This is a genomic window from Citrobacter rodentium NBRC 105723 = DSM 16636 (assembly GCF_021278985.1).
Lineage (GTDB): Bacteria > Pseudomonadota > Gammaproteobacteria > Enterobacterales > Enterobacteriaceae > Citrobacter_A > Citrobacter_A rodentium.
The window spans coordinates 4474894-4496769 of sequence record NZ_CP082833.1 but is presented as its reverse complement, the minus strand read 5'-3'; the positions used below and the strand labels follow the sequence as shown (position 1 = coordinate 4496769).

Genomic DNA, 21876 nt, shown 5'->3' with positions numbered 1-21876 from the left:
AACTTCTTTCCTCTGCTGCGTTATCTTTAAACTTCTTTACATAAGGTAAGGCAACAGGGTTCTGGCCTTTCTATAATGAAGAAAATCCCCAGAATAATGGGCATGTCGTTTAAAAACAGGGGGCAAGGGATGTTGCTAAAGAAAAATCGTGGTCGTCAGCTGTCAGCGCTGAGTTTGTGCCTAGTGACGTTTGCTCCGCTGTTCACTGCGCAGGCCGACGAGCCTGAAATTGTACCGTCTGACAGCTCAGCAATAATGGGCGCACAGCCAACGTCGCTGTCGCAGCCGCTGGAACAGTCGCCAGTGACCGGCATTATGGCGGGCATTAAGCCCTTGCCGGAAGGTATTGATATCGGCTCGGTTCGCCAGCAGCTGCTTACCGGATTGCCTTCCGGGTACACGCCTGCCTATATGGATCAGTTAACGCTGCTTTATGCTGCGCGCGAAATGAAACCGATGTGGGAAAACCGCGATGCGGTTCGCGCCTTCCAGCAACAGCTGGCGGAGGTCGCGATTGCGGGTTTCCAGCCGCAGTTTACCCGTTGGGTTGAGTTGCTGACCGATCCGGCAGTCAGCGGGCAAGCCCGTGACGTGGTGCTTTCCGACGCCATGATGGGCTATCTCCAGTTTGTGGCGGGTATTCCGGTCAATGGCAACCGCTGGTTATACAGCAACAAACCGTACAAGCTGGCGACGCCAGCGCTGTCGGTCATCAATCAATGGCAGCTGGCGCTGGATAATGGCGAATTGCCGCGCTTTATTGCCAGCCTGGCGCCTGCGCATCCGCAATATGCCAGAATGCATCAGTCGCTGCTGGCGCTGGTGGGGGATTCCCGTCCCTGGCCGCAATTGCGCAGCGCCGCGACGCTGCGTCCGGGGCAGTGGAGCAGCGATGTTCCCGCCCTGCGCGAGATCCTTAAACGTTCCGGTATGCTGGACGGTGGGCCAAAAATTGCCCTGCCTGGTGACGATGCGCAAAACGTGGTCGTCAGTCCATCCGCGCCGGTGAAAGAGAAGCAGGCCGCGGTCGTGAGTAACAAACCGGCGGCTTACGATCGTGAACTGGTTGCGGCGGTCAAGCAATTCCAGGCCTGGCAGGGGCTGGGGGCGGATGGCGCGATTGGGCCCGCCACCCGCTATTGGATGAACGTCACTCCGGCGCAGCGCGCAGGGGGGCTGGCGCTAAATATTCAGCGTCTGCGTTTGCTTCCGGCAGAGCTGTCGACGGGCATTATGGTGAATATTCCGGCCTACTCGCTGGTTTATTATCAGAACGGCAGCCAGGTGCTGGCCTCCCGCGTTATTGTCGGGCGTCCCGATCGGAAAACGCCGATGATGAGCAGCGCGTTAAATAACGTGGTGGTTAATCCGCCGTGGAACGTGCCGCCGACGCTGGCGCGCAAGGATATCTTACCGAAGTTGTGGAACGATCCGGGCTATCTTGAGCGCCACGGGTATACCGTTATGCGCGGCTGGAACAGCAAAGACGCTATCGATCCGTGGCAGGTTGACTGGTCAACGATTACCCCGTCAAATCTGCCGTTCCGCTTCCAGCAGGCGCCCGGGGCGCATAACTCACTGGGGCGGTATAAATTTAATATGCCGAGCTCCGATGCCATCTATCTGCACGATACGCCGAACCATACTCTGTTCAGTAAAGATGCCCGGGCGTTAAGTTCCGGCTGTGTGCGGGTGAATAAGGCGTCTGAGCTGGCTAACATGCTGTTGCAGGACGCAGGCTGGAACGACACGCGCATCTCCGACGCGCTGAAGCAAGGAAACACCCGCTATGTCACCATTCGCCAGACGATCCCGGTCAACCTGTACTATCTGACGGCATTTGTTGGCGCAGATGGACGCACGCAATACCGCACGGATATTTACAATTACGATCTGACGGCGCGATCCAGCGCACAAATTGTGGAAAAAGCGGAACAATTAATCAGGTAAATGAAGACGTTCTGGTCATTATGGTGTCGTAGTAACTGGCAATAGCGGGGCTGTCTCGCCGCAAGCCCCGTTGTTGCTGAGGTTGGGTTATCTTGACGGCAGCTTTTTTGCCGGTTAAGGTGCCCTTCGTGCGCTAAGCATATTGTTGATGACCTTTTACCTGTAGACCTTATTACCATGGACAATTTTGACGCTAATCGCCGCAAACTGCTGGCGTTAGGTGGGGCTGCCCTCGGCGCCGCCATCCTGCCCGTGCCTGCGTTTGCCACACTCTCCACCCCTCGTCCGCGTATTCTGACGCTGAATAATCTCCATACCGGAGAGACAATCAAAGCGGAATTTTTTGATGGCAGAGCTTATATTCAGGATGAATTAGCCAAACTTAACCATTTTTTCCGCGACTATCGCGCAAATAAGGTGAAATCCATCGATCCGGGACTTTTTGACCAGCTTTTCCGTCTGCAAGGACTGTTGGGCACCCGCAGGCCCGTTCAACTGATTTCCGGGTATCGCTCGCTGGATACGAACAATGAACTGCGCGCGCACAGCCGTGGGGTGGCGAAGAAAAGCTACCACACCAAAGGCCAGGCAATGGATTTTCATATTGAAGGCGTTTCGTTAAGTCATATTCGCAAAGCCGCGTTGTCTATGCGCGCAGGTGGTGTAGGATACTACCCACGCAGTAACTTTGTGCATATCGACACCGGTCCCGTACGGCACTGGTGATTAACGAAACAGGAGCAGTATGAACTATCGTATTATTCCGGTCACCGCCTTTTCTCAGAACTGCTCTTTGATCTGGTGTGAGCAGACTCGTCTGGCGGCGCTTGTCGATCCTGGCGGCGACGCTGAGAAAATCAAACAGGAAGTGGACGCCAGCGGCGTAACGTTAATGCAAATCCTGCTGACCCACGGTCATCTCGATCACGTGGGCGCGGCGGCGGAGCTGGCGGCGCATTATGGCGTACCGGTTATCGGTCCGGAAAAAGAAGATGAGTTCTGGTTACAGGGATTACCTGCCCAGAGTCGCATGTTCGGCCTTGACGAGTGTCAGCCTCTGACGCCCGATCGCTGGCTGGAGGAAGGAGAGAGCGTAAACGTAGGGAATGTGACTTTACAGGTGTTGCATTGCCCCGGCCATACGCCCGGCCACATCGTCTTTTTTGACGATCGCTCCCGTCTGCTTATTTCCGGCGATGTGATCTTTAAAGGCGGAGTAGGGCGCAGCGATTTTCCGCGCGGCGATCACAGCCAGTTGATTGATTCAATCAAGAGTAAGCTGCTGCCGTTAGGCGATGACGTGACGTTTATTCCCGGCCACGGACCGCTGTCGACGCTGGGTTATGAACGCCTGCATAATCCGTTCCTGCAGGACGAAATGCCGGTCTGGTAAATGCCTGAAGGCTGGCAATACGCCAGCTATCCACCGGCGAAAAAAAGCCCGCGTCTGTCGCGGGCTTTCTCTTTTCAGGCTGGCTTACAGCACGGCGACGATAGCTTCGCACAGCGGCGCCATGTTGTCCGGGGTCATTCCGGCGACGTTAACGCGACCCGATGCAACCGCATAGACGCCAAACTCTTCGCGCAGACGCAGTACCTGCTCTTTGGTCAGGCCGCTGAACGAGAACATGCCGTTCTGCTGGATGATGAAGCTGAAATCACGATTAGCGCCTTTCTCCTGTAGCGTATTGACGAACAGCAGACGCATACGCTGAATACGCTGGCGCATGTCGGTCAGTTCCTGTTCCCAGATGGCGCGCAGCGCGTCGTTGCTGAGGATCGTGGCGACAACGGAAGCGCCGTGCGCTGGCGGGTTGGAGTAGTTGGCGCGAATCACTGATTTCATCTGGCTGAATGCGCGGTCGACGGTTTCCGCATCGGTGGCCACCAGCGTACAGGCGCCGACGCGCTCATTGTACAGGCCGAAGTTCTTCGAATAGGAGCTGGCGACGATAAGTTCTTTATGCAGCGCGGCGAAGGCGCGCAGTCCCTCTGCGTCCTCTTCCAGACCGCGGGCAAAGCCCTGGTAGGCAAAGTCAAACAGGGGCAGCCAGCCTTTGTCGACGGCAAGCTGAGCCAGCGTCTGCCACTGCTCCAGCGTCGGATCGATACCGGTCGGGTTGTGGCAGCAGCCGTGGAACAGCACCACGTCGCCAGCCTGCGCTTCGCTGAGGCTGTTCAGCAGCGCGTCGAAGTCCAGCGCGTGGTTTTCCGCGTCATAGTACGCATATTCACGCACTTCCAGACCCGCAGAGCTGAAGACGCTCTTATGGTTCGGCCAGCTCGGGTTGCTGACCCAGACACGCTTAACCGCCGTGTTTTTAGCAAGGAAATCGGCCGCTACGCGCAGCGCGCCGGTACCGCCAGGCGTCTGCGCCGTACGGGCGCGCTTTTCGTTGACCAGCGCGCTACCTTTGCCGAACAGCAGTTCCTGGGTGCAACGGCCAAATTCCGGAATACCGTCAATGCCGAGGTAGTTTTTTGTCGTTTCATTTTCGAGTAAATACTGCTCGGCTTTTTTAACGCTGGTCAGTACCGGCGTTTTGCCAGTCTCATCTTTATAGACGCCGATACCAAGGTTAATTTTCCCGGGGCGGTCATCAGCACGAAACAGATCGGCCAGGCCCAGAATCGGGTCGGCGGGAGCGGCGGTAATGTTCTCAAACATGACGAGGTTCCATTGTAGTTACAGAAGGGAAATCCGCTATCAGGTTAACGGTAGATTTACAAAATGCCAACCGTTACTCGTGAAAACTCTCAAGGTTTTGTGAAGTCGCAAGATTTTGCTGACAGGCATAAAAAAACAGGACCGAAGTCCTGTTTTTTAGGCATTTAACAAAGCGGACTGCTATCAGAACTGGTAAACGATACCGACTGCGACGGTGTCGTCAGAGCCTACGCCCAGTTTGTTGTCAGAGTCGATCTGGTTGATGATGTAGTCAACATAGGTGGACATGTTTTTGTTGAAATAGTAGGTTGCGCCTACTTCAACGTAGTTCACCAGGTCTTCGCTGCCTACGCCTTCAACGTCTTTCGCTTTAGATTTGGTGTAAGCGATGGACGGACGCAGGCCGAAGTCGAACTGATACTGAGCGACTAACAGGATGTCCTGGGTCTTGTTGGCAAAACCGCCACTGATCGGAGTGGCGTTACGGGTTTCACCGTAGTTAGCCGCCAGGTAGAGGTTGTTGGCGTCGTATTTCAGACCGGTTGCCCACTGTTCAGCTTTTTCGCCTTGGCCGCGCAGCGCCGGGTTAGTCTGCGCATTGGTACGATCGGCGGCGCCGTAAGCACCCACGATGCCGAAGCCTTCGAATTCGTAGCTCAGAGAGCCACCCCAGCCGTCGCCGTTAGAACGACGCACATCGCTGAAGTTGTTGTCGGACGGATCCAGCGGATCAACGTCGTAGCTGCTGGCGCGCTCGTTTTTGCCCAGGTACTGGACGCCAAAGTTCAGACCTTCAACCAGACCGAAGAAGTTGGAGTTACGGTAGGTAGCAACGCCACCCACACGACCCACGAAGAAGTTATCGCTGTAAGCGGTATCGCCGCCAAATTCTGGCAGCATATCGGTGTAGCCCAGCGCATCGTAAACGATACCGTAGTTACGACCGTAGTCCAGAGAACCTGCATCGCCGAATTTCAGACCGGCGAACGCCAGACGGGTTTTGTTGCCGTCCTGCGCGTCAGAACCGCCTTCAGAGTTGTTACCCTGGAACTGATATTCCCACTGACCATAACCGGTCAGCTGATCGTTAATCTGTGTTTCCCCTTTGAAACCAAGACGGGCATAGGTCTGGTCGCCGTCGCCAGCGTAGCTGTTTTCACCGTTGCCTTTAGAAAAATAGTGCAGACCAACCGCTTTACCGTACAGGTCCAGCTTGTTGCCGTCTTTATTATAGATTTCTGCAGCGTTCGCCGCACCCGCTGCCATCAGAGCAGGGATAACCACTGCCAGAATATTGCGCTTCATCATTATTTATTACCCTCATTGGTTTTTTTATGACACCTGCCACTGCCGCCAATAAGATCTGTCAATAAAAATTTACGGAACTATTGATGAGAGTTTGGTGTCTTTATGTGTCTGAAGGCATCTTTCCATTCAAAACGGCCTTTCGCTACCGTCAAAGTGCTACAAATATAAAGATTTAGTTTCAAAAAGAAAAAATATGTAACTAAATGTGTCTTTTCTGGAACTTTGTGAACGATATCAAATTTCGTCACGATTTATGCTTCAAATCTCGTTCCTGTTATCTATTTATATGATTTTCTTATATTTAATTAGCATTAAACAAAAAAGTCGTACAGAAAACAGGCGGTGAAGGTTTTCTGTAAACCGTTTTCACTGCGTCAAAAAGCGGATGGTTTTGTCTGAAAATTGTGCTATTGCGTCAGAAAAAACTAAACCGCAATAAGAATGTGGGTAAATTTTTGTACAGAGTTGTTACGGTCAGGTATTCGTTGATGAAGGGCAGGTTAAGCAGAAAAAGAGATCGTCGCCTTTCAAATGCAGGCGAAGCGGGTTAAAAGGCCAGCGATGCTGGCCTTTTCCGATACGCGTTTAGAAGCTTGCGTTACGCGGGGTGCGCGGGAAGGGGATCACGTCGCGAACGTTTTGTACGCCGGTCACGTAGGCGATCAAACGTTCGAAGCCGAGACCAAAGCCGGAATGCGGAACCGTACCGTAGCGACGCAGATCGCGATACCACCAGTAATCTTCTTTATTCAGACCCATTTCCAGCATGCGCGCATCCAGCACATCCAGACGCTCCTCACGCTGCGAACCGCCGATGATCTCGCCGATGCCCGGCGCCAGGACGTCCATCGCCGCCACGGTTTTACCGTCGTTGTTAAGGCGCATGTAGAACGCCTTAATGTCTTTCGGGTAGTTTTTCACAACTACCGGCGCTTTGAAGTGCTCTTCCGCCAGATAGCGCTCATGCTCGGAAGAGAGGTCCACGCCCCAGTAAACCGGGTTCTCGAACGTCTTACCGCAGTTTTCCAGGATGGTCACCGCATCGGTGTAGTCAACCTGGGCGAAGTCAGCCGCAATGAAGCGTTCGAGACGCGAGATCGCCTCTTTGTCCACGCGCTCAGCGAAGAACTTCATGTCGTCCGCGCGCTCGGTCAGCACGGCGTTAAAGGCATATTTCAGCATGGCTTCCGCGAGAGCTGCGATATCGTTCAGGTTGGCAAACGCCACTTCCGGCTCCAGCATCCAGAACTCAGCCAGATGGCGGCTGGTGTTGGAATTTTCCGCGCGGAACGTCGGGCCAAAGGTGTAGATTTTGGACAGCGCGCAGGCGTAGGTTTCGCCGTTCAGCTGGCCGGAGACGGTCAGGAACGACTCTTTGCCAAAGAAGTCCTTATCGAAATCGACTTTACCCTGCTCGTTACGCGGCAGGTTTTCCAGATCCAGCGTCGAGACGCGGAACATTTCGCCTGCGCCTTCGGTATCCGAGGCGGTGATCAGCGGGGTGGACACCCAGAAAAAGCCCTGCTCATCAAAGAAACGGTGCAGCGCCTGCGCCAGCGTGTGGCGAACGCGGGCAACCGCGCCAATCATGTTGGTGCGCGGACGCAGGTGCGCCACTTCACGCAGATACTCGATGCTGTGGCGCTTCGCCGCCATCGGGTAGGTATCCGGATCTTCAACCCAGCCGCTGACTTCAACGTGGGTGGCCTGAATTTCAAAGCTCTGACCCTGCCCCGGAGAGGCGACAACCTTACCCGTCACGATGACCGAGCAGCCGGTGGTCAGGCGCAGCACTTCTTCATTGTAATTGGGCAGAGAATTATTGATGACAGCCTGTACAGGATCAAAGCAGGAACCGTCATAAACGGCGAGGAAGGAGATGCCAGCTTTTGAATCTCGGCGGGTACGTACCCATCCGCGTACGGTGACTTCGCTGTCAACGTCTACGCGGCCCTGGAGTACGTCGGCTACAGGCACAACGCTCATAATATTCTCTCTGTTAATAGTCCAATATAGAAATACATATCCCCGAAATGGGGGAATACCTATGTTACCTGGCATCTGCAATCAGACAAGCAGAATTCATTGGCAGAGAGAAAAATTTCGGAAATTAAATGTGAAAAGGGAGCCGAAGCGGCTCCCTCAGGCGATTAACTGGCTTTTTTGACGTGCGGCAGGTCAAACGCTTTACGCAACGCCCGGACAAAGGCTTTATCATGGCAGATGGTTTTACCCGGACTGTCCGACAGTTTGGCCACCGGCTTGCCGTTGCATTCCACCAGCTTGATAACGATATTCAGCGGCCTGACCTGCGGAATATCGCAGGTCAGACGCGTACCGATACCAAAGCTCAGCTTAATGCGCGAAGAGAAATGGCGGTAAAGATCCACCGCTTTGCGCAGATCAAGATTGTCGGAAAAGACCAGCGTCCTGGTCTGCGGGTCGATCCCCAGCTTTTCATAATGCGCGATAGCTTTTTCACCCCATTCCACCGGATCGCCGGAGTCGTGACGCAGCCCCTGATAACGGCTGGCGAACTCGGGGCCAAAGTCGCGTAAAAACGCGTCCATCGTAATGCAGTCGGTCAGGGCGATACCTAACTGGTCAGGATACTCCTTCAGCCACGCCGCGAGAGCGGCCCGCTGGCTGGTCGCCAGTTCAGGACTGATTTGCTGATGCGCCTGGAACCATTCGTGCGCCTGGGTGCCCATCGGCGTCAGCGACAGGCGACGCGCGAGGTCGTAATTGCTGGTGCCGACAAACCACGGCTCCTGCTGAAGCCGCATGACGATCGCCTGCTGCACCTCGCGGGAAAAACGGCGGCGGGTGCCGAAATCCATCAGGTGAAAGCGGGACATATCAAGATCGGCGGTTAACGCCGTGAAATCGGCCAGCTTGCTTTCCAGGGTATCCAGCGCCTGCGCGACGCCGGCTTTCGGCGAGCGATAGCGATGGACCAGTTCACTGATCACCGCCAGCAGGGGAACTTCCCACATGATGACTTCACGCCACGGACCGGTTAAGCGGATATTGAGCTTCCCGTTGTCATTGGTAACAGTGACCTGCTGCGGGTTATAGCGAAACTCGCGCAGCCAGTTCAGGTAGTCCGCTTTGAAGAAAGGCAGGCCGGAGAGCCACTGATACTCATCGTCCTGCAGGCGAAGATGCTGCATGGCATTGACCTGCTCGCGAATGGCGTCGGCATAAATGCCCAGCAGATCGTCACCGCGGCAACGAAATTCCGCCGCTACCTGCACATCATAGTAGTGGTGAAATACGGCTTGCTGCATATGCAACTTATAAGCGTCTGTATCCAGCAACGTGTGCAGAACAGGAGAAGCGAATTGTGTCATAGGTGCGCAGTAGCATCCTCTTACGGGAGCGTTTAGTACAATAAACAACTAAGAAAACCGCTGGAGTATACCTTGTTTAGCGATTTATTGAACCCCGATCACACCATAAACTGACTTTGGGGTCGAGCGCATTTCGTGCCGCGTGTTATAAAAATGTAGCATAAAGCCGGTTTGTGCCTGAAAAGATGAACATTCTGCATAGCGTGATTTGCGCAACAGGAATAGACTGGAGTCGGAACTCTACAAAAGATGCGAAAGGTTTTTTTATGACACAACAGCCACAAGCCAAATACCGCCACGACTATCGTGCGCCGGATTACCAGATTACTGATATTGACTTGACCTTTGACCTGGATGCTGAAAAAACCGTGGTTACAGCGGTGAGCCAGGCTGTTCGTCATGGCGCATCGGATGCCCCGCTTAAGCTCGATGGCGAAGCGTTGACGCTGATCTCCATCCACGTCAACGATGAACCGTGGACGGACTATAAAGAAGAAGAAGGCCAACTGGTCATCAGCAATCTGCCGGAGCGTTTTACCCTGCGGATCGTTAATAGCATAAGCCCGGCGGCGAATACCGCGCTGGAAGGACTGTACCAGTCCGGCGATGCGTTATGCACCCAGTGCGAAGCGGAAGGTTTCCGCCATATTACCTGGTATCTCGACAGGCCGGACGTGCTGGCGCGTTTTACCACCAAAATTATTGCCGATAAAACCCAATATCCGTTCCTGCTTTCAAACGGTAACCGCACTGGCGAAGGGGAGCTGGAAAATGGCCGTCACTGGGTTCAGTGGCAGGATCCGTTCCCGAAACCGTGCTATCTGTTTGCGCTGGTGGCCGGTGATTTTGATGTCCTGCGCGACACCTTCACCACCCGTTCCGGACGGGAAGTGGCGCTGGAGCTGTACGTTGACCGCGGTAATCTGGACCGCGCGCCGTGGGCGATGACCTCGCTGCAAAACTCCATGAAGTGGGACGAAGAGCGCTTTGGCCTGGAGTACGATCTCGACATCTATATGATTGTCGCCGTCGACTTCTTTAATATGGGGGCGATGGAGAATAAAGGGCTTAACATCTTTAACTCCAAATACGTGCTGGCGCGTACCGACACCGCAACCGACAAAGATTATCTTGATATTGAACGGGTGATCGGCCATGAATATTTCCACAACTGGACCGGTAACCGCGTCACCTGCCGTGACTGGTTCCAGCTCAGCCTGAAAGAGGGCTTAACCGTCTTCCGCGATCAGGAGTTCAGCTCCGACCTCGGTTCCCGCGCGGTGAACCGCATTAGTAACGTACGCACCATGCGTGGGTTACAGTTTGCGGAGGACGCCAGCCCGATGGCGCACCCAATCCGTCCGGATAAGGTTATTGAAATGAATAACTTCTATACCCTGACCGTTTACGAAAAGGGTGCGGAAGTCATTCGCATGATTCACACCCTGCTTGGCGAAGAGAATTTCCAGAAGGGGATGCAGCTCTATTTTGAGCGTCATGACGGCAGCGCGGCGACCTGCGACGATTTTGTTCAGGCGATGGAGGATGCGTCGAACGTCGATCTTTCCCATTTCCGCCGCTGGTACAGCCAGTCCGGTACGCCGGTGGTCACGGTAAAAGATGACTACAATCCGGAAACCGAACAGTACACGCTGACCATCAGCCAGCGCACGCCGCCCACCCCGGATCAGGCGGAAAAATTACCGCTGCACATCCCGTTCGCCATTGAGCTGTATGACAACGAAGGGAAGGTGATCCCGCTACAGAAGGGCGGTCATCCGGTGAATGCCGTGCTGAACGTCACGCAGGCGGAACAAACGTTCGTGTTTGATAAGGTCTATTTCCAGCCGGTTCCGGCGCTGCTGTGCGAATTTTCCGCGCCGGTGAAACTGGAATATAAATGGAGCGATCAGCAACTGACCTTCCTGATGCGCCATGCCCGCAACGACTTTTCGCGCTGGGATGCGGCGCAAAGTCTGCTGGCGACTTACATCAAACTGAACGTGTCGCGTTGTCAGCAGGGGCAGCCGCTCTCGCTGCCGGTTCACGTTGCCGATGCTTTCCGTGCGGTGCTGCTGGATGAGACGATCGATCCGGCGCTGGCGGCGGAAATTCTGACCCTGCCTTCGGTCAACGAAATAGCCGAGCTGTTTGAGGTTATCGATCCGCTGGCGATTACGGAAGTCCGCGAAGCCCTGACCCGGACGCTGGCGACCGAGCTTGCCGACGAATTCCTTGCTATTTATAACGCCAACCATCTGGCTGAGTATCGCGTGGAACATGCGGACATTGGTAAGCGCACCCTGCGCAACGCCTGTCTGCGCTTCCTCGCCTTTGGTGAAACGCAGCTGGCTGATACGCTGGTCAGCAAGCAGTACCGCGAGGCCAACAACATGACCGATGCGCTGGCGGCACTGTCGGCGGCGGTAGCGGCGCAGCTGCCGTGCCGTGACGCGCTGATGCAGGCGTACGACGACAAGTGGCATCAGGACGGTCTGGTGATGGATAAGTGGTTTATTCTGCAAGCCACCAGCCCGGCGGATAACGTGCTGGCGACGGTACGAGGTCTGTTGCAGCACCGCTCGTTCAGCATGAGCAACCCGAACCGTATTCGTTCTTTGATTGGCGCCTTTGCCGGCAACAACCCGGCGGCGTTCCACGCCGAAGACGGTAGCGGCTATCAGTTCCTGGTCGAAATGTTGACCGAGCTGAACAGCCGTAACCCGCAGGTGGCTTCACGTCTGATTGAACCGCTGATTCGCCTGAAGCGTTACGATGCGCAGCGTCAGGAAAAGATGCGCGCGGCGCTGGAGCAACTGAAAGGGCTGGAAAATCTTTCCGGCGATCTGTTCGAGAAAATCAGCAAAGCGTTAGCCTGATAAATTGTTTGACTGGCCGGATAAGGCGCAGCCGCCATCGTGCAAAACGCCCGGTGGCGCTACGCTTACCGGGCCTACGTTTTGAGTTGTCCCTGGCCGGATAAGGCGTAGCCGCCATCCGGCAAAATACGCGATGGCGTTCACGCTTGTTGGCCGATAACGGCCTGCATATCAGCCATGCCGACGAACCGGCTGCTCCGTTTCGCTTCGCTGCATCACCCGGTTCAGTACCTCCGCTTCAAGTTCCGCTAAACGTACCGAGCCCAGACGGCGCGGGCGCGCAAGATCCACCGTCAGATCGAGACCGATCCTGCCATCTTCAATCAGCAACACCCGATCGGCCATCGCTACGGCCTCGCTGACGTCGTGGGTGACAAGCAGCACCGTAAAACCGTACTCCTGCCACAGCGAGACGATCAGATCCTGCATTTCCAGACGGGTCAGGGCATCCAGCGCGCCGAGCGGTTCATCCAGCAGTAGCAGGCCGGGGCGGTGGATCAGCGCGCGCGCCAGCGCCACCCGTTGCTTCTGGCCGCCGGAAAGCGTGGCAGGCCATTCCGCCGCCCGGTTTTCCAGCCCTACCGCCGCCAGCGCCTGACGCGCGGCGTCGCGCCAGTTTCCCTTCAGCCCCAGCCCGACGTTATCGATAACCGACTTCCACGGCAGCAGACGCGCATCCTGAAACATCATTCGCGTATCCTCCTGAATAGCCGAAAGTGGCGTGGTGCCGGCTAACAGTTCGCCCGCGGTCGGCGTTTCCAGCCCCGCCAGCAGGCGCAGCAGGGTGCTTTTCCCGCCGCCGCTGCGTCCGACGACGGCAACGAACTGGCCGGCCGGGATGTGTAAATCAAGCCGGTTGAGCACGGCGTATTCGCTATATTTTTTCGTTACCGCATTCAGCAGCAGCGGCGTTCCCTGATTCAGACGGGCGGTATTCATACGTTGGCCTCCTTCATATGATAAGCCGGATGCCAGCGCAGCCAGACGCGTTCCAGCAGCTGCGCGCTGACGTCGGCCAGCTTGCCGAGCAGGGCGTAGAGAATAATGGCGACGACCACGATATCCGTTTGCAGAAACTCCCTGGCGTTCATCGCCAGATAGCCGATTCCGGAACTGGCGGAAATAGTCTCTGCCACAATCAGCGTCAGCCACATCAGGCCAAGAGCAAAACGCACCCCCACCATCACCGAGGGCAGAGCGCCGGGGAGGATCACGTGGAGAAACAGCGGCAGGCCGGATAAACCATAGCTGCGCGCCATCTCCACCAGCCCGCGATCGATATTGCGGATCCCGTGCCAGGTGTTGATATAAACGGGGAACAGCGTGCCCAGCGCCACCAGGAAGATCTTCGCGGTTTCGTCAATGCCAAACCACAGGATGACCAAAGGAATCAGCGCCAGATGCGGGACGTTGCGCAGCATCTGGATAGAGGTATCCAGCAGACGTTCGCCCCAGCGTGAAAGGCCGCTGATCAGCCCCAGCGTCAGTCCCAGGGACCCGCCAATCGAAAAGCCAATCAGCGCGCGCCAGGCGCTGATCGCCAGGTGCTGCCAGAGTTCGCCGCTGACGGAGAGCGTCCAGAAGGCGGTCAGTACCCCCTCCGGCGAGGGGAAAATGCGTCCGGAAAGCCAGCCCAGCGAAGAGGCCAACTGCCAGACGGCGACGATGCCCGCCGGTAAAAACCAGGGGGCGACGCGCAGCAGCCATTTACGTGTCGGTGTTGCCATAAACGGACTCCTTAGCTCTGGGCCACTTTTTGCGGAATAAAATCATTGGCGACCGCTTCGCCCTGCAGATGCCGACGCTGCGGCTGCGGGATGGCCGGGGTCGCGACGTCAAGGTGCGGGAATAACAGTTCGCCCACTTTCCAGGCCTCCTCCAGATGCGGATAGCCTGAAAGCACGAAGCTGTCGATGCCCAGCGCGGCATATTCATTGATGCGCGCCGCAACGATCGGCCCGTCGCCAACCAGCGCCGTTCCTGCGCCGCCGCGCACCAGCCCCACGCCCGCCCACAGGTTAGGGCTGATCTCCAGTTTGTCGCGCCTGCCGTTATGTAACGCCGCCATCCGCTGCTGGCCGACGGAGTCGGTGCGGGCGAATGCGGCCTGGGCCTTGGCAATGGTGTCGTCGTCAAGATGCGCGATCAGCCGATCCGCCGCGCGCCAGGCCTCATCGTTGGTTTCGCGTACAATGACGTGCAGACGAATGCCAAAACGAATGGTGCGGCCGCGCGCTGCGGCTTTCGCCCGCACCTGGGCAATTTTTTCTTTCACCTGCTCCGGTGGTTCGCCCCAGGTGAGATAGAGATCCACCTGCTCCGCGGCGAGATCCTGCGCGACGTCGGATGAACCGCCAAAATAAAGCGGCGGGTGCGGCTGCTGAACCGGTGGGAAGAACAGCTTCGCCCCGTTCACGTGAATGTGCTTACCGTTGAAATCAACGGTTTCACCCTGCAACAGACGCCGCCAGACCTGAGTGAACTCCGCGGAGGCTTCATAGCGCTCTGTATGGTTGAGAAACACGCCGTCGCCCGCCAGCTCCTGCGGATCGCTGCCGGTCACCAGGTTAAACAGCGCCCGACCATCAGACAGCCTGTCGAGCGTGGCCGCCTGACGCGCCGCCACCGTCGGCGAGGTGACGCTCGGGCGCAGCGCCACCAGGAACTTAAGACGCCGGGTCACCGGGATCATCGATGCCGCCACCAGCCAGGCGTCTTCGCAGGAGCGTCCGGTCGGGATCAATACTCCGGTAAAGCCGAGACGATCCGCCGTCTGGGCAATCTGTTGCAGGTAGCTGTGATCCACCGGGCGCGCGCCTTCATCCGTTCCCAGATAGTGACCGTCGCCGTGAGTCGGCAGAAACCAGAACATATTCAGGCTCATAACTGTTTTCCTTCCTGTTGAGTGGGCTGCCAGATGCGCTGGCGGATATCGATTTTTTTCGGTACCAGACGGTTGTCGTAAAACAGATCTGCCGTTTGCTGCTGCAATGCCGCAACAGAGGCGCTGACCGGCGAAATGGCGGTGGGCGGACGGTGATCGAGATACGAGGCGATGACCGGTTCCGGTAGTCCCATCGTTTTTGCCAGCAGGGCGATGCTCTCCGGGCGCTGAGAAATCGTCAGCGCATCGGCCTGGCTGAAGGTTTCCAGCACGCCCTGAACAAACGCGCCGTTTTTCTCCGCATAAGGCCGGGCGGCGAGATAGAACGAACCGGTCTGCTTCAGGTCGGTGCCGTCCTTCAGCACCCGCACGCCGCCGTGCAATAACGCTGCGGAATAGTAGGGATCCCAGATAGCCCAGGCATCGACGTCGCCCTGCTGGAAGGCGGCGCGGGCGTCGGCGGGGGTCAGATACACCGGCTGGATATCGGTAAATTTCAGTCCGACCTGCTGTAGCGCGCGCAACAGCAGATTGTGCGAGCTGGAGCCTTTCTGAAACGCCACCTTATGGCCTTTCAGCTCAGCCACCGATTTTATCGGGCTGTTTTCCGCCACCAGAATGACTTCCGCTTTCGGTTTGGCCGGTTCGACGCCGACGTAAACCAAATCCGCTCCGGCGGCCTGAGCGAAGATAGGCGGAATATCGCCGGTGCTGCCGAGATCGATACTGCCGACGTTAAGGGCTTCCAGCATCTGCGGCCCGGCCGGGAATTCAACCCAGGCGATCCGCGTTTGCGGGTAACGTTTCTCCAGAAGCTGATGACTTTTCGCCAGCACCATGCTGATGCTGCCTTTCTGGTAGCCAATGCGTAATGCTTCGGGTGATGGCTCCGCAGCGTGGGTCACGGCGGAAAGCATCAGCATTCCGCCCAGCGCCAGCCACGGTGAACGCAGTTTAAGCAGATTAAACATGGGCGGCTCCTCGCTGAACGGTGACGACGGACGGCGTCGCATCACGACGATGCAGAGCCTGCCAGAAAGTTTCCAGCGCGCTGTCGAGGCGCCGCTGTAAATTGGGCGTGAACTGCGGCTTATGCTGATAGTCGATGACCTGTGAGTCGTCGGCGAACACGCCATGTAAAATTTCCTGGGCCTTCAGCGCGTTAAGCACCGGTTTCAGGGCATAATCAACGGCGAGCAGGTGCGCAACGGTGCCGCCGGTAGCCAGCGGTAGCACGACTTTTCCCTCCAGCGCCCGCTCGGGCAGGAGATCCAACAGCGTTTTTAACGCGCCGGAGTAAGCGGCTTTGTAGATTGGGGTGGCGACAATCAGGCCGTCCGCTTCATGCAGCTGTTCGCTCAGGGTTTGCAGCGCCGGGCTGTCAAAACGCGCATATAAAAGGTCTTCCGCGGCGAAGTTGTGCAGATGCCAGTGGCAGACCTCTACGTCCAGCGCGCTTAATTTTTCCCGCGCGTACTCAAGTAACGCGCTGGAGCGAGAAGGGAAGCGTGGGCTTCCCGCCAGAGTGATGATACGCATAGTGTCTGTTCCCCTTATAACTGAATGTTTGTTTTTTGTTAAAATTAATAACATTTTGCGCAGTCTGACATGGGGAGCGGGGGGAACCGAAATGATTTATGTGCAATTGAAAAGCTGAAAAAGGCATAAAAAGAGGGACGCCAGGGAAACGATTGCTTTTTATTGCCGCAGGTCAATTCCCTTTTTGTGCGATATCGCCCATAATACGCCCCCGGTTTGCACACCGGGAATCCAGGAGAGTTCATGTACTACCCCTTCGTTCGTAAAGCCCTTTTTCAGCTCGATCCAGAGCGCGCCCACGAATTGACCTTTCAGCAGTTACGCCGCGTGGCGGGAACGCCGTTTGAAGCGCTGATCCGTCAGAAAGTGCCTGCAAAACCGGTCTCCTGCATGGGACTGACCTTTAAAAATCCGCTTGGTCTGGCTGCCGGCCTTGATAAAGACGGGGAGTGCATTGACGCGCTGGGCGCAATGGGATTCGGTTCGATCGAGATCGGTACCGTCACGCCGCGTCCGCAGCCGGGTAACGATAAGCCGAGGCTGTTTCGTCTGGTCGATGCCGAAGGTTTGATCAACCGGATGGGCTTTAATAACCACGGCGTCGATAACCTGGTTGAGAACGTGAAAAAGGCCCATTACGACGGGGTGCTTGGCATTAATATCGGTAAAAATAAAGACACGCCGGTTGAGCAGGGCAAAGATGACTACCTGATTTGTATGGAAAAAATCTATGCGTATGCCGGTTATATCGCCATTAACATCTCTTCGCCGAATACCCCGGGATTACGCACATTGCAATATGGCGAAGCGCTGGATGATTTATTGAGCGCAATTAAAAATAAGCAAAACGATCTTCAAACGATCCATCAGAAATATGTTCCGATCGCCGTAAAGATCGCCCCGGATCTTTCTGAGGAAGAATTGATCCAGGTGGCTGACAGTTTAGTTCGCCATAATATTGATGGTGTTATTGCCACCAATACTACGCTCGATCGTTCTCTGGTACAGGGAATGAAAAATTGCGATCAAACCGGTGGCTTAAGCGGTCGTCCACTGCAATTAAAAAGTACAGAAATTATCCGCCGTCTTGCTCAGGAATTAAAAGGCCAGCTGCCGATTATTGGCGTCGGCGGAATCGACTCGGTTATCGCAGCGCGCGAAAAACTGGCTGCCGGGGCGTCGCTGGTGCAGATATATTCCGGCTTTATTTTTAAAGGACCGCCGCTGGTTAAAGAAATCATTACCCATATTTGATTTTCCCGCGCTTTGTCTACATATCGAGCAATCAGGGGTTTATTTCCACGCCTGGTTGCTTTATATTCTCTCACTGTTGCTTATTTACACATTTTAAGCTTTGCTTATTAGGGTAATAAGCGAAGCGGCAAAAAAAGGACATTTTTGCAGCGGGATAATGGCAAGGGGAGAGAAAAATGCGAATTAAACCTGACGATAACTGGCGCTGGTATTATGACGAAGAGCATGACCGAATGATGCTCGACTTAGCCAATGGCATGTTATTCCGCTCGCGTTTTGCCCGTAAAATGCTCACCCCGGATGCATTCTCCCCGTCCGGTTTTTGCGTTGACGACGCCGCGCTTTACTTCTCATTCGAAGAAAAGTGCCGTGACCTCGACCTTTCCAGAGAACAGAAAGCGGAACTGGTGCTCAATGCGCTGGTGGCAATCCGCTACCTGAAGCCGCAGATGCCGAAAAGCTGGCATTTCGTCGCGCATAACGAGAACTGGTCGCCAGCCACTGGCGATACCGCCTGCGTCTGGCTGAGCGATACGCTGGAGCAAGTCAGTCTGCTGGTGGTTGAACCCGGTGAAAATGCGACGCTGTGTTTACTGGCGCAGCCTTGCGTGGTGGTGGCGGGGCGTACTATGCAGCTTGGCGATGCGATTAAAATTATGAACGACAGGCTGAAGCCGCAGGTTTATCCCGACAGCTTCAGCCTCGGTCAGGCGGTTTAACGCGCCAGCTTCAGCGCGGTTTTTGGCACGCAGCTACAGCTCAGAATCGTTCCGTCCGCTCCCAGCGCCGACTTCTTCAGCGGGCTGACCTCACCCTCCAGTAGTTTGATACGGCAACTGCCGCAAATTCCCGTCCGGCATGAATAAGGAATCCGAATTCCCTGGCTTTCCAGCTGTTCAAGCAGCACCTGTTGGTTATTACCGCGAAACGCCTGTCCCTGCCAGTCGATGTCAACCGCAGCGTCCGCCTGCGGCGCAACGGCGACAGTATCATCCTGCCTGGCCGCACCGTAGACGCGCGCAGGTCCGGTCGACAAAATTTCCACTTCATCACCGACGCGGATGACGCCGCTGTTGCGGGCAATCAGGTTCTGGCCAAAATCAACGTCGCCGTTGTCCGGCGCGGTGCGGAAGCACTGCAGCGTCGCCAGCGGCTCGCCGGAAGGATGCTTCAGCCCTTTTTCCGGGCTGACGGTGGTAAAAATGCAGCGGCTACAGGGTTTTACCACGTCAAAGACGACCTCGCCGATGCGGATCGCTTTCCAGGTGTCCTCTTCCCAGGCGCTTGCGCCGGATACCACGATATTTGGGCGGAACTGTTCAACCTGAACGCCTGCCGGACAGCGCCGCTGTAAGTCGCGCAGCGAGGCGTCATTCACCAGCAGGTAGGGATATCCATCGGCAAAAGAGAGCGGAACGCCCGCGTGACGCTTCACCCGGCGGGTAAGCTGCGGCCCGACCCAGCGTAGCTGCACGTCGCGGGAAAAGAAGCCGCTCAGCCACTGATTAATGGCGTCCGGGGCGATGCGCGCGGTGAAATGGTTTCCCCACACCTCCGTCGGCGCATCCTGGGCGGCGAAGTCGCTAAAGCGCGCCACCGCACTGCTGCCATCCGGCGCGGTTAAATGCAGACCATCGTGCAGCGGGGAAGGGGTAAAGCGCACCATTTGGGGATACTGGCGGGCGGTAATAAAAGTACCGTCCGTTTCGGTAATCATAAAAATGCGGTCGAAGGCCAGTCCGCTGACGTCTGCCAGAGCGTGGGTCAGCCCAATGCCGCGCATTGATTTGACGGGATGAATAAAAAGGCGGGTTAACGTCAACACGGTACAGTCCCTCGAAAGAAATAAGCCCTCAACTTTATGACATGGGCGCGAGTTTAGCTATAATGCGCAGCAATTTTCTTCGAGTATAAGTGACGATATGAATGCTTTGTTTGCCAGTACGGCCCGTGGCCTGGAAGAGCTGTTAAAAACTGAACTGGAAGGCCTCGGCGCTACAGAGTGCCAGGTGGTTCAGGGTGGCGTCCATTTTAAGGGCGACACCCGGCTTGTTTACCAGAGCCTGATGTGGAGCCGCCTGGCCTCGCGCATCATTTTACCGTTGAGTGAGTGCAAAGTTTACAGTGATTTAGACCTCTATCTGGGCGTGATGGCGATTGACTGGACGGCGATGTTTACGCCAGGCGCCACCTTTGCGGTGCATTTTAGCGGTCTGAACGACACCATTCGCAACAGCCAGTACGGCGCCCTGAAGGTAAAAGACGCGATTGTGGATTCCTTTACCCGCAAGAATCTTCCGCGTCCGAATGTCGACCGCGAATCGCCGGATATCCGCGTGAACGTCTGGCTTAATAAAGATACCGCCAGCATTGCGCTGGATTTGAGCGGTGATGGCCTGCATCTGCGCGGCTATCGCGACCGTACCGGTCTTGCCCCCATTAAAGAGACGCTGGCGGCGGCAATTGTGATGCGCTCCGGCTGGCAGCCGGGAACGCCGCTGCTCGACCCGATGTGCGGTTCCGGCACGCTGCTGATTGAAGCGGCGATGTGGGCCACCGATCGCGCGCCGGGCCTGCACCGCGGGCGCTGGGGCTTCAGCGGCTGGGCGCAGCATGATGAAACGGTCTTGCAGGAAGTGAAAGCCGAAGCGCAAACCCGCGCGCGCAAAGGTCTGGCGGATTACGGTTCGCATTTTTACGGCTCCGACAGCGACGCGCGGGTCATCGAACGGGCGCGCAGCAACGCCCGTCGCGCCGGTATTGGCGAACTGATTACCTTTGAAGTCAAAGACGTGGCGCAGCTAAGCAACCCGCTGCCGAAAGGGCCTTACGGTACGGTGATCAGCAACCCGCCCTACGGCGAACGTCTGGACAGCGAACCGGCGCTGATTGCCCTGCACAGCCTGCTGGGCCGCACCATGAAAAATCAGTTTGGCGGCTGGAATCTGTCGCTGTTCAGCGCGTCGCCGGATCTGCTCAGCAGTCTGCAACTGCGCGCTGATAAGCAGTTCAAAGCCAAAAACGGTCCGCTGGACTGCGTGCAGAAGAACTATCATATTGCCGAAACCACGGCGGACAGCAAGCCGGCGACGGTGGCGGAAGATTACGCTAACCGCCTGCGTAAGAATATTAAAAAGCTGGAGAAGTGGGCGCGTCAGGAAGGTATTGAGTGCTACCGTCTGTACGACGCCGACCTGCCGGAGTATAACGTCGCGGTTGACCGTTACGCCGACTGGGTGGTGATTCAGGAATACGCGCCGCCGAAAACCGTCGATGCGCAGAAGGCGCGCCAGCGGCTGTTTGACATTATTGCGGCGACGCTGACGGTGCTCGACATCGCGCCCAATAAGCTGGTGCTGAAAACCCGTGAGCGGCAGAAAGGTAAAAACCAGTACCAGAAGATGAACGAGAAGGGGGAATTCATCGAGGTTGGCGAATACAACGCCCGCCTGTGGGTGAACCTGACCGATTACCTTGATACCGGGCTGTTCCTCGATCACCGTATCGCCCGCCGGATGCTCGGCCAGATGAGTAAAGGAAAAGACTTCCTGAACCTGTTCTCCTATACCGGCAGCGCCAGCGTCCATGCGGGTCTTGGCGGCGCGCGCAGCACCACGACGGTCGATATGTCGCGTACCTATCTGGAGTGGGCGGAACGCAACCTGCGTCTGAACGGCTTAAGCGGTCGCGCGCACCGTCTGATTCAGGCTGACTGCCTCGGCTGGCTACGCGAGGCTAACGAACAGTTCGATCTGATCTTTATCGATCCGCCAACCTTCTCCAATTCGAAACGGATGGAGGACGCGTTTGACGTTCAGCGCGATCATCTGCGGCTGATGCAAGATCTGAAACGTCTGCTGCGTCAGGGCGGCACGATCATGTTCTCCAACAATAAACGCGGATTCCGTATGGATCTCGACGGTCTGGCGGCGCTGGGGCTGAAGGCACAAGAAATCACCCAAAAAACGTTGTCCCAGGACTTTGCCCGCAATCGTCAGATCCACAACTGCTGGCTGATTACCGCAGCCTGAAAGGATAAGT

Annotated in this window: 17 protein-coding genes; 7 read left to right on the top strand and 10 right to left on the bottom strand. The window is 56.2% G+C overall.

Features of this window, described 5'->3' with window-relative positions; all coding sequences use genetic code 11:
- Positions 1-129: 129 nt before the first annotated feature.
- From ldtD to K7R23_RS21440, 3 genes are all read left to right on the top strand, one after another.
- On the top strand, positions 130-1950 hold the full coding sequence (ldtD, locus tag K7R23_RS21450; protein ID WP_024132580.1) for a L,D-transpeptidase: 1821 nt from the start codon (positions 130-132) through the stop codon (positions 1948-1950).
- A 177-nt stretch (positions 1951-2127) separates the two neighbouring features.
- Positions 2128-2676: a peptidoglycan L,D-endopeptidase MepK gene (mepK, locus tag K7R23_RS21445; protein WP_012905318.1), complete on the top strand. Its 549-nt coding sequence runs from the start codon at positions 2128-2130 to the stop codon at positions 2674-2676.
- Between the two features lie 19 nt (positions 2677-2695).
- Positions 2696-3343 carry an MBL fold metallo-hydrolase gene (locus K7R23_RS21440; protein ID WP_012905319.1) on the top strand — a complete coding sequence of 216 codons (648 nt, stop codon included), beginning with the start codon at positions 2696-2698 and terminating at the stop codon, positions 3341-3343.
- An 84-nt stretch (positions 3344-3427) separates the two neighbouring features.
- Here the strand turns inward: K7R23_RS21440 and aspC are convergent, their stop codons facing one another.
- From aspC to pncB, 4 genes are all read right to left on the bottom strand, one after another.
- On the bottom strand, positions 3428-4618 hold the full coding sequence (gene aspC / locus K7R23_RS21435) for an aspartate transaminase (RefSeq protein ID WP_012905320.1): 1191 nt from the start codon (positions 4616-4618) through the stop codon (positions 3428-3430).
- A gap of 183 nt (positions 4619-4801) precedes the next feature.
- The gene (gene ompF / locus K7R23_RS21430; protein ID WP_012905321.1) at positions 4802-5926 is read right to left on the bottom strand and encodes a porin OmpF; all 1125 of its coding nucleotides are present in this window, start codon (positions 5924-5926) and stop codon (positions 4802-4804) included.
- Positions 5927-6511: 585 nt separating this feature from the next.
- Positions 6512-7912, bottom strand: coding sequence for an asparagine--tRNA ligase (gene asnS / locus K7R23_RS21425; protein ID WP_012905322.1), 1401 nt, complete (start codon positions 7910-7912; stop codon positions 6512-6514).
- Between the two features lie 164 nt (positions 7913-8076).
- Positions 8077-9279, bottom strand: a complete 1203-nt coding sequence (gene pncB, locus K7R23_RS21420) for a nicotinate phosphoribosyltransferase (protein ID WP_012905323.1) — start codon at positions 9277-9279, stop codon at positions 8077-8079.
- A 266-nt stretch (positions 9280-9545) separates the two neighbouring features.
- Between pncB and pepN the strand changes: the two genes are divergently transcribed.
- Entirely contained in the window at positions 9546-12158 is a 2613-nt protein-coding gene (pepN, locus tag K7R23_RS21415; protein WP_012905324.1) for an aminopeptidase N, read from the top strand.
- A gap of 171 nt (positions 12159-12329) precedes the next feature.
- Here pepN and ssuB read toward each other — a convergent pair whose 3' ends face one another.
- Genes ssuB through ssuE form a run of 5 tightly spaced genes read right to left on the bottom strand, consistent with a single transcriptional unit; the run spans position 12330 to position 16581 of the window.
- A complete protein-coding gene (gene ssuB / locus K7R23_RS21410) occupies positions 12330-13097 on the bottom strand; it encodes an aliphatic sulfonates ABC transporter ATP-binding protein (RefSeq protein WP_012905325.1) in 768 nt (255 codons plus the stop codon).
- Positions 13094-13885 carry an aliphatic sulfonate ABC transporter permease SsuC gene (gene ssuC, locus K7R23_RS21405; RefSeq protein ID WP_012905326.1) on the bottom strand — a complete coding sequence of 264 codons (792 nt, stop codon included), beginning with the start codon at positions 13883-13885 and terminating at the stop codon, positions 13094-13096. The genes ssuB and ssuC overlap by 4 nt, the downstream gene beginning before the upstream one ends.
- 11 nt (positions 13886-13896) lie before the next feature.
- Complete coding sequence (ssuD, locus tag K7R23_RS21400) at positions 13897-15042, bottom strand: FMNH2-dependent alkanesulfonate monooxygenase (protein ID WP_012905327.1); 1146 nt, start codon at positions 15040-15042, stop codon at positions 13897-13899.
- A complete protein-coding gene (locus tag K7R23_RS21395; protein ID WP_024132581.1) occupies positions 15039-16013 on the bottom strand; it encodes a sulfonate ABC transporter substrate-binding protein in 975 nt (324 codons plus the stop codon). Before K7R23_RS21395 ends, ssuD begins: the two co-directional genes overlap by 4 nt.
- Positions 16006-16581: an NADPH-dependent FMN reductase gene (ssuE, locus tag K7R23_RS21390; protein ID WP_012905329.1), complete on the bottom strand. Its 576-nt coding sequence runs from the start codon at positions 16579-16581 to the stop codon at positions 16006-16008. Before ssuE ends, K7R23_RS21395 begins: the two co-directional genes overlap by 8 nt.
- A gap of 243 nt (positions 16582-16824) precedes the next feature.
- On the opposite strand from ssuE, the gene pyrD reads away from it, so the two are divergent.
- On the top strand, positions 16825-17835 hold the full coding sequence (gene pyrD, locus K7R23_RS21385) for a quinone-dependent dihydroorotate dehydrogenase (protein WP_012905330.1): 1011 nt from the start codon (positions 16825-16827) through the stop codon (positions 17833-17835).
- Between the two features lie 176 nt (positions 17836-18011).
- Positions 18012-18554, top strand: a complete 543-nt coding sequence (gene zapC, locus K7R23_RS21380) for a cell division protein ZapC (RefSeq protein WP_012905331.1) — start codon at positions 18012-18014, stop codon at positions 18552-18554.
- Here zapC and K7R23_RS21375 read toward each other — a convergent pair.
- Entirely contained in the window at positions 18551-19660 is a 1110-nt protein-coding gene (locus K7R23_RS21375; protein WP_012905332.1) for a YcbX family protein, read from the bottom strand. The two genes, zapC and K7R23_RS21375, sit on opposite strands and share 4 nt — an antisense overlap.
- Positions 19661-19757: 97 nt before the next feature.
- On the opposite strand from K7R23_RS21375, the gene rlmKL reads away from it, so the two are divergent.
- The gene (rlmKL, locus tag K7R23_RS21370) at positions 19758-21866 is read left to right on the top strand and encodes a bifunctional 23S rRNA (guanine(2069)-N(7))-methyltransferase RlmK/23S rRNA (guanine(2445)-N(2))-methyltransferase RlmL (RefSeq protein ID WP_012905333.1); all 2109 of its coding nucleotides are present in this window, start codon (positions 19758-19760) and stop codon (positions 21864-21866) included.
- Positions 21867-21876: the final 10 nt, after the last annotated feature.

What these genes read in the sequence shown, in the direction of transcription:
- ldtD (WP_024132580.1), top strand. Translation starts at nt 130, where the DNA reads ATGTTGCTAAAGAAAAATCGTGGTCGTCAGCTGTCAGCGCTGAGTTTG.
- mepK (WP_012905318.1), top strand. Translation starts at nt 2,128, where the DNA reads ATGGACAATTTTGACGCTAATCGCCGCAAACTGCTGGCGTTAGGTGGG.
- K7R23_RS21440 (WP_012905319.1), top strand. Translation starts at nt 2,696, where the DNA reads ATGAACTATCGTATTATTCCGGTCACCGCCTTTTCTCAGAACTGCTCT.
- aspC (WP_012905320.1), bottom strand. Translation starts at nt 4,618, where the DNA reads ATGTTTGAGAACATTACCGCCGCTCCCGCCGACCCGATTCTGGGCCTG.
- ompF (WP_012905321.1), bottom strand. Translation starts at nt 5,926, where the DNA reads ATGATGAAGCGCAATATTCTGGCAGTGGTTATCCCTGCTCTGATGGCA.
- asnS (WP_012905322.1), bottom strand. Translation starts at nt 7,912, where the DNA reads ATGAGCGTTGTGCCTGTAGCCGACGTACTCCAGGGCCGCGTAGACGTT.
- pncB (WP_012905323.1), bottom strand. Translation starts at nt 9,279, where the DNA reads ATGACACAATTCGCTTCTCCTGTTCTGCACACGTTGCTGGATACAGAC.
- pepN (WP_012905324.1), top strand. Translation starts at nt 9,546, where the DNA reads ATGACACAACAGCCACAAGCCAAATACCGCCACGACTATCGTGCGCCG.
- ssuB (WP_012905325.1), bottom strand. Translation starts at nt 13,097, where the DNA reads ATGAATACCGCCCGTCTGAATCAGGGAACGCCGCTGCTGCTGAATGCG.
- ssuC (WP_012905326.1), bottom strand. Translation starts at nt 13,885, where the DNA reads ATGGCAACACCGACACGTAAATGGCTGCTGCGCGTCGCCCCCTGGTTT.
- ssuD (WP_012905327.1), bottom strand. Translation starts at nt 15,042, where the DNA reads ATGAGCCTGAATATGTTCTGGTTTCTGCCGACTCACGGCGACGGTCAC.
- K7R23_RS21395 (WP_024132581.1), bottom strand. Translation starts at nt 16,013, where the DNA reads ATGTTTAATCTGCTTAAACTGCGTTCACCGTGGCTGGCGCTGGGCGGA.
- ssuE (WP_012905329.1), bottom strand. Translation starts at nt 16,581, where the DNA reads ATGCGTATCATCACTCTGGCGGGAAGCCCACGCTTCCCTTCTCGCTCC.
- pyrD (WP_012905330.1), top strand. Translation starts at nt 16,825, where the DNA reads ATGTACTACCCCTTCGTTCGTAAAGCCCTTTTTCAGCTCGATCCAGAG.
- zapC (WP_012905331.1), top strand. Translation starts at nt 18,012, where the DNA reads ATGCGAATTAAACCTGACGATAACTGGCGCTGGTATTATGACGAAGAG.
- rlmKL (WP_012905333.1), top strand. Translation starts at nt 19,758, where the DNA reads ATGAATGCTTTGTTTGCCAGTACGGCCCGTGGCCTGGAAGAGCTGTTA.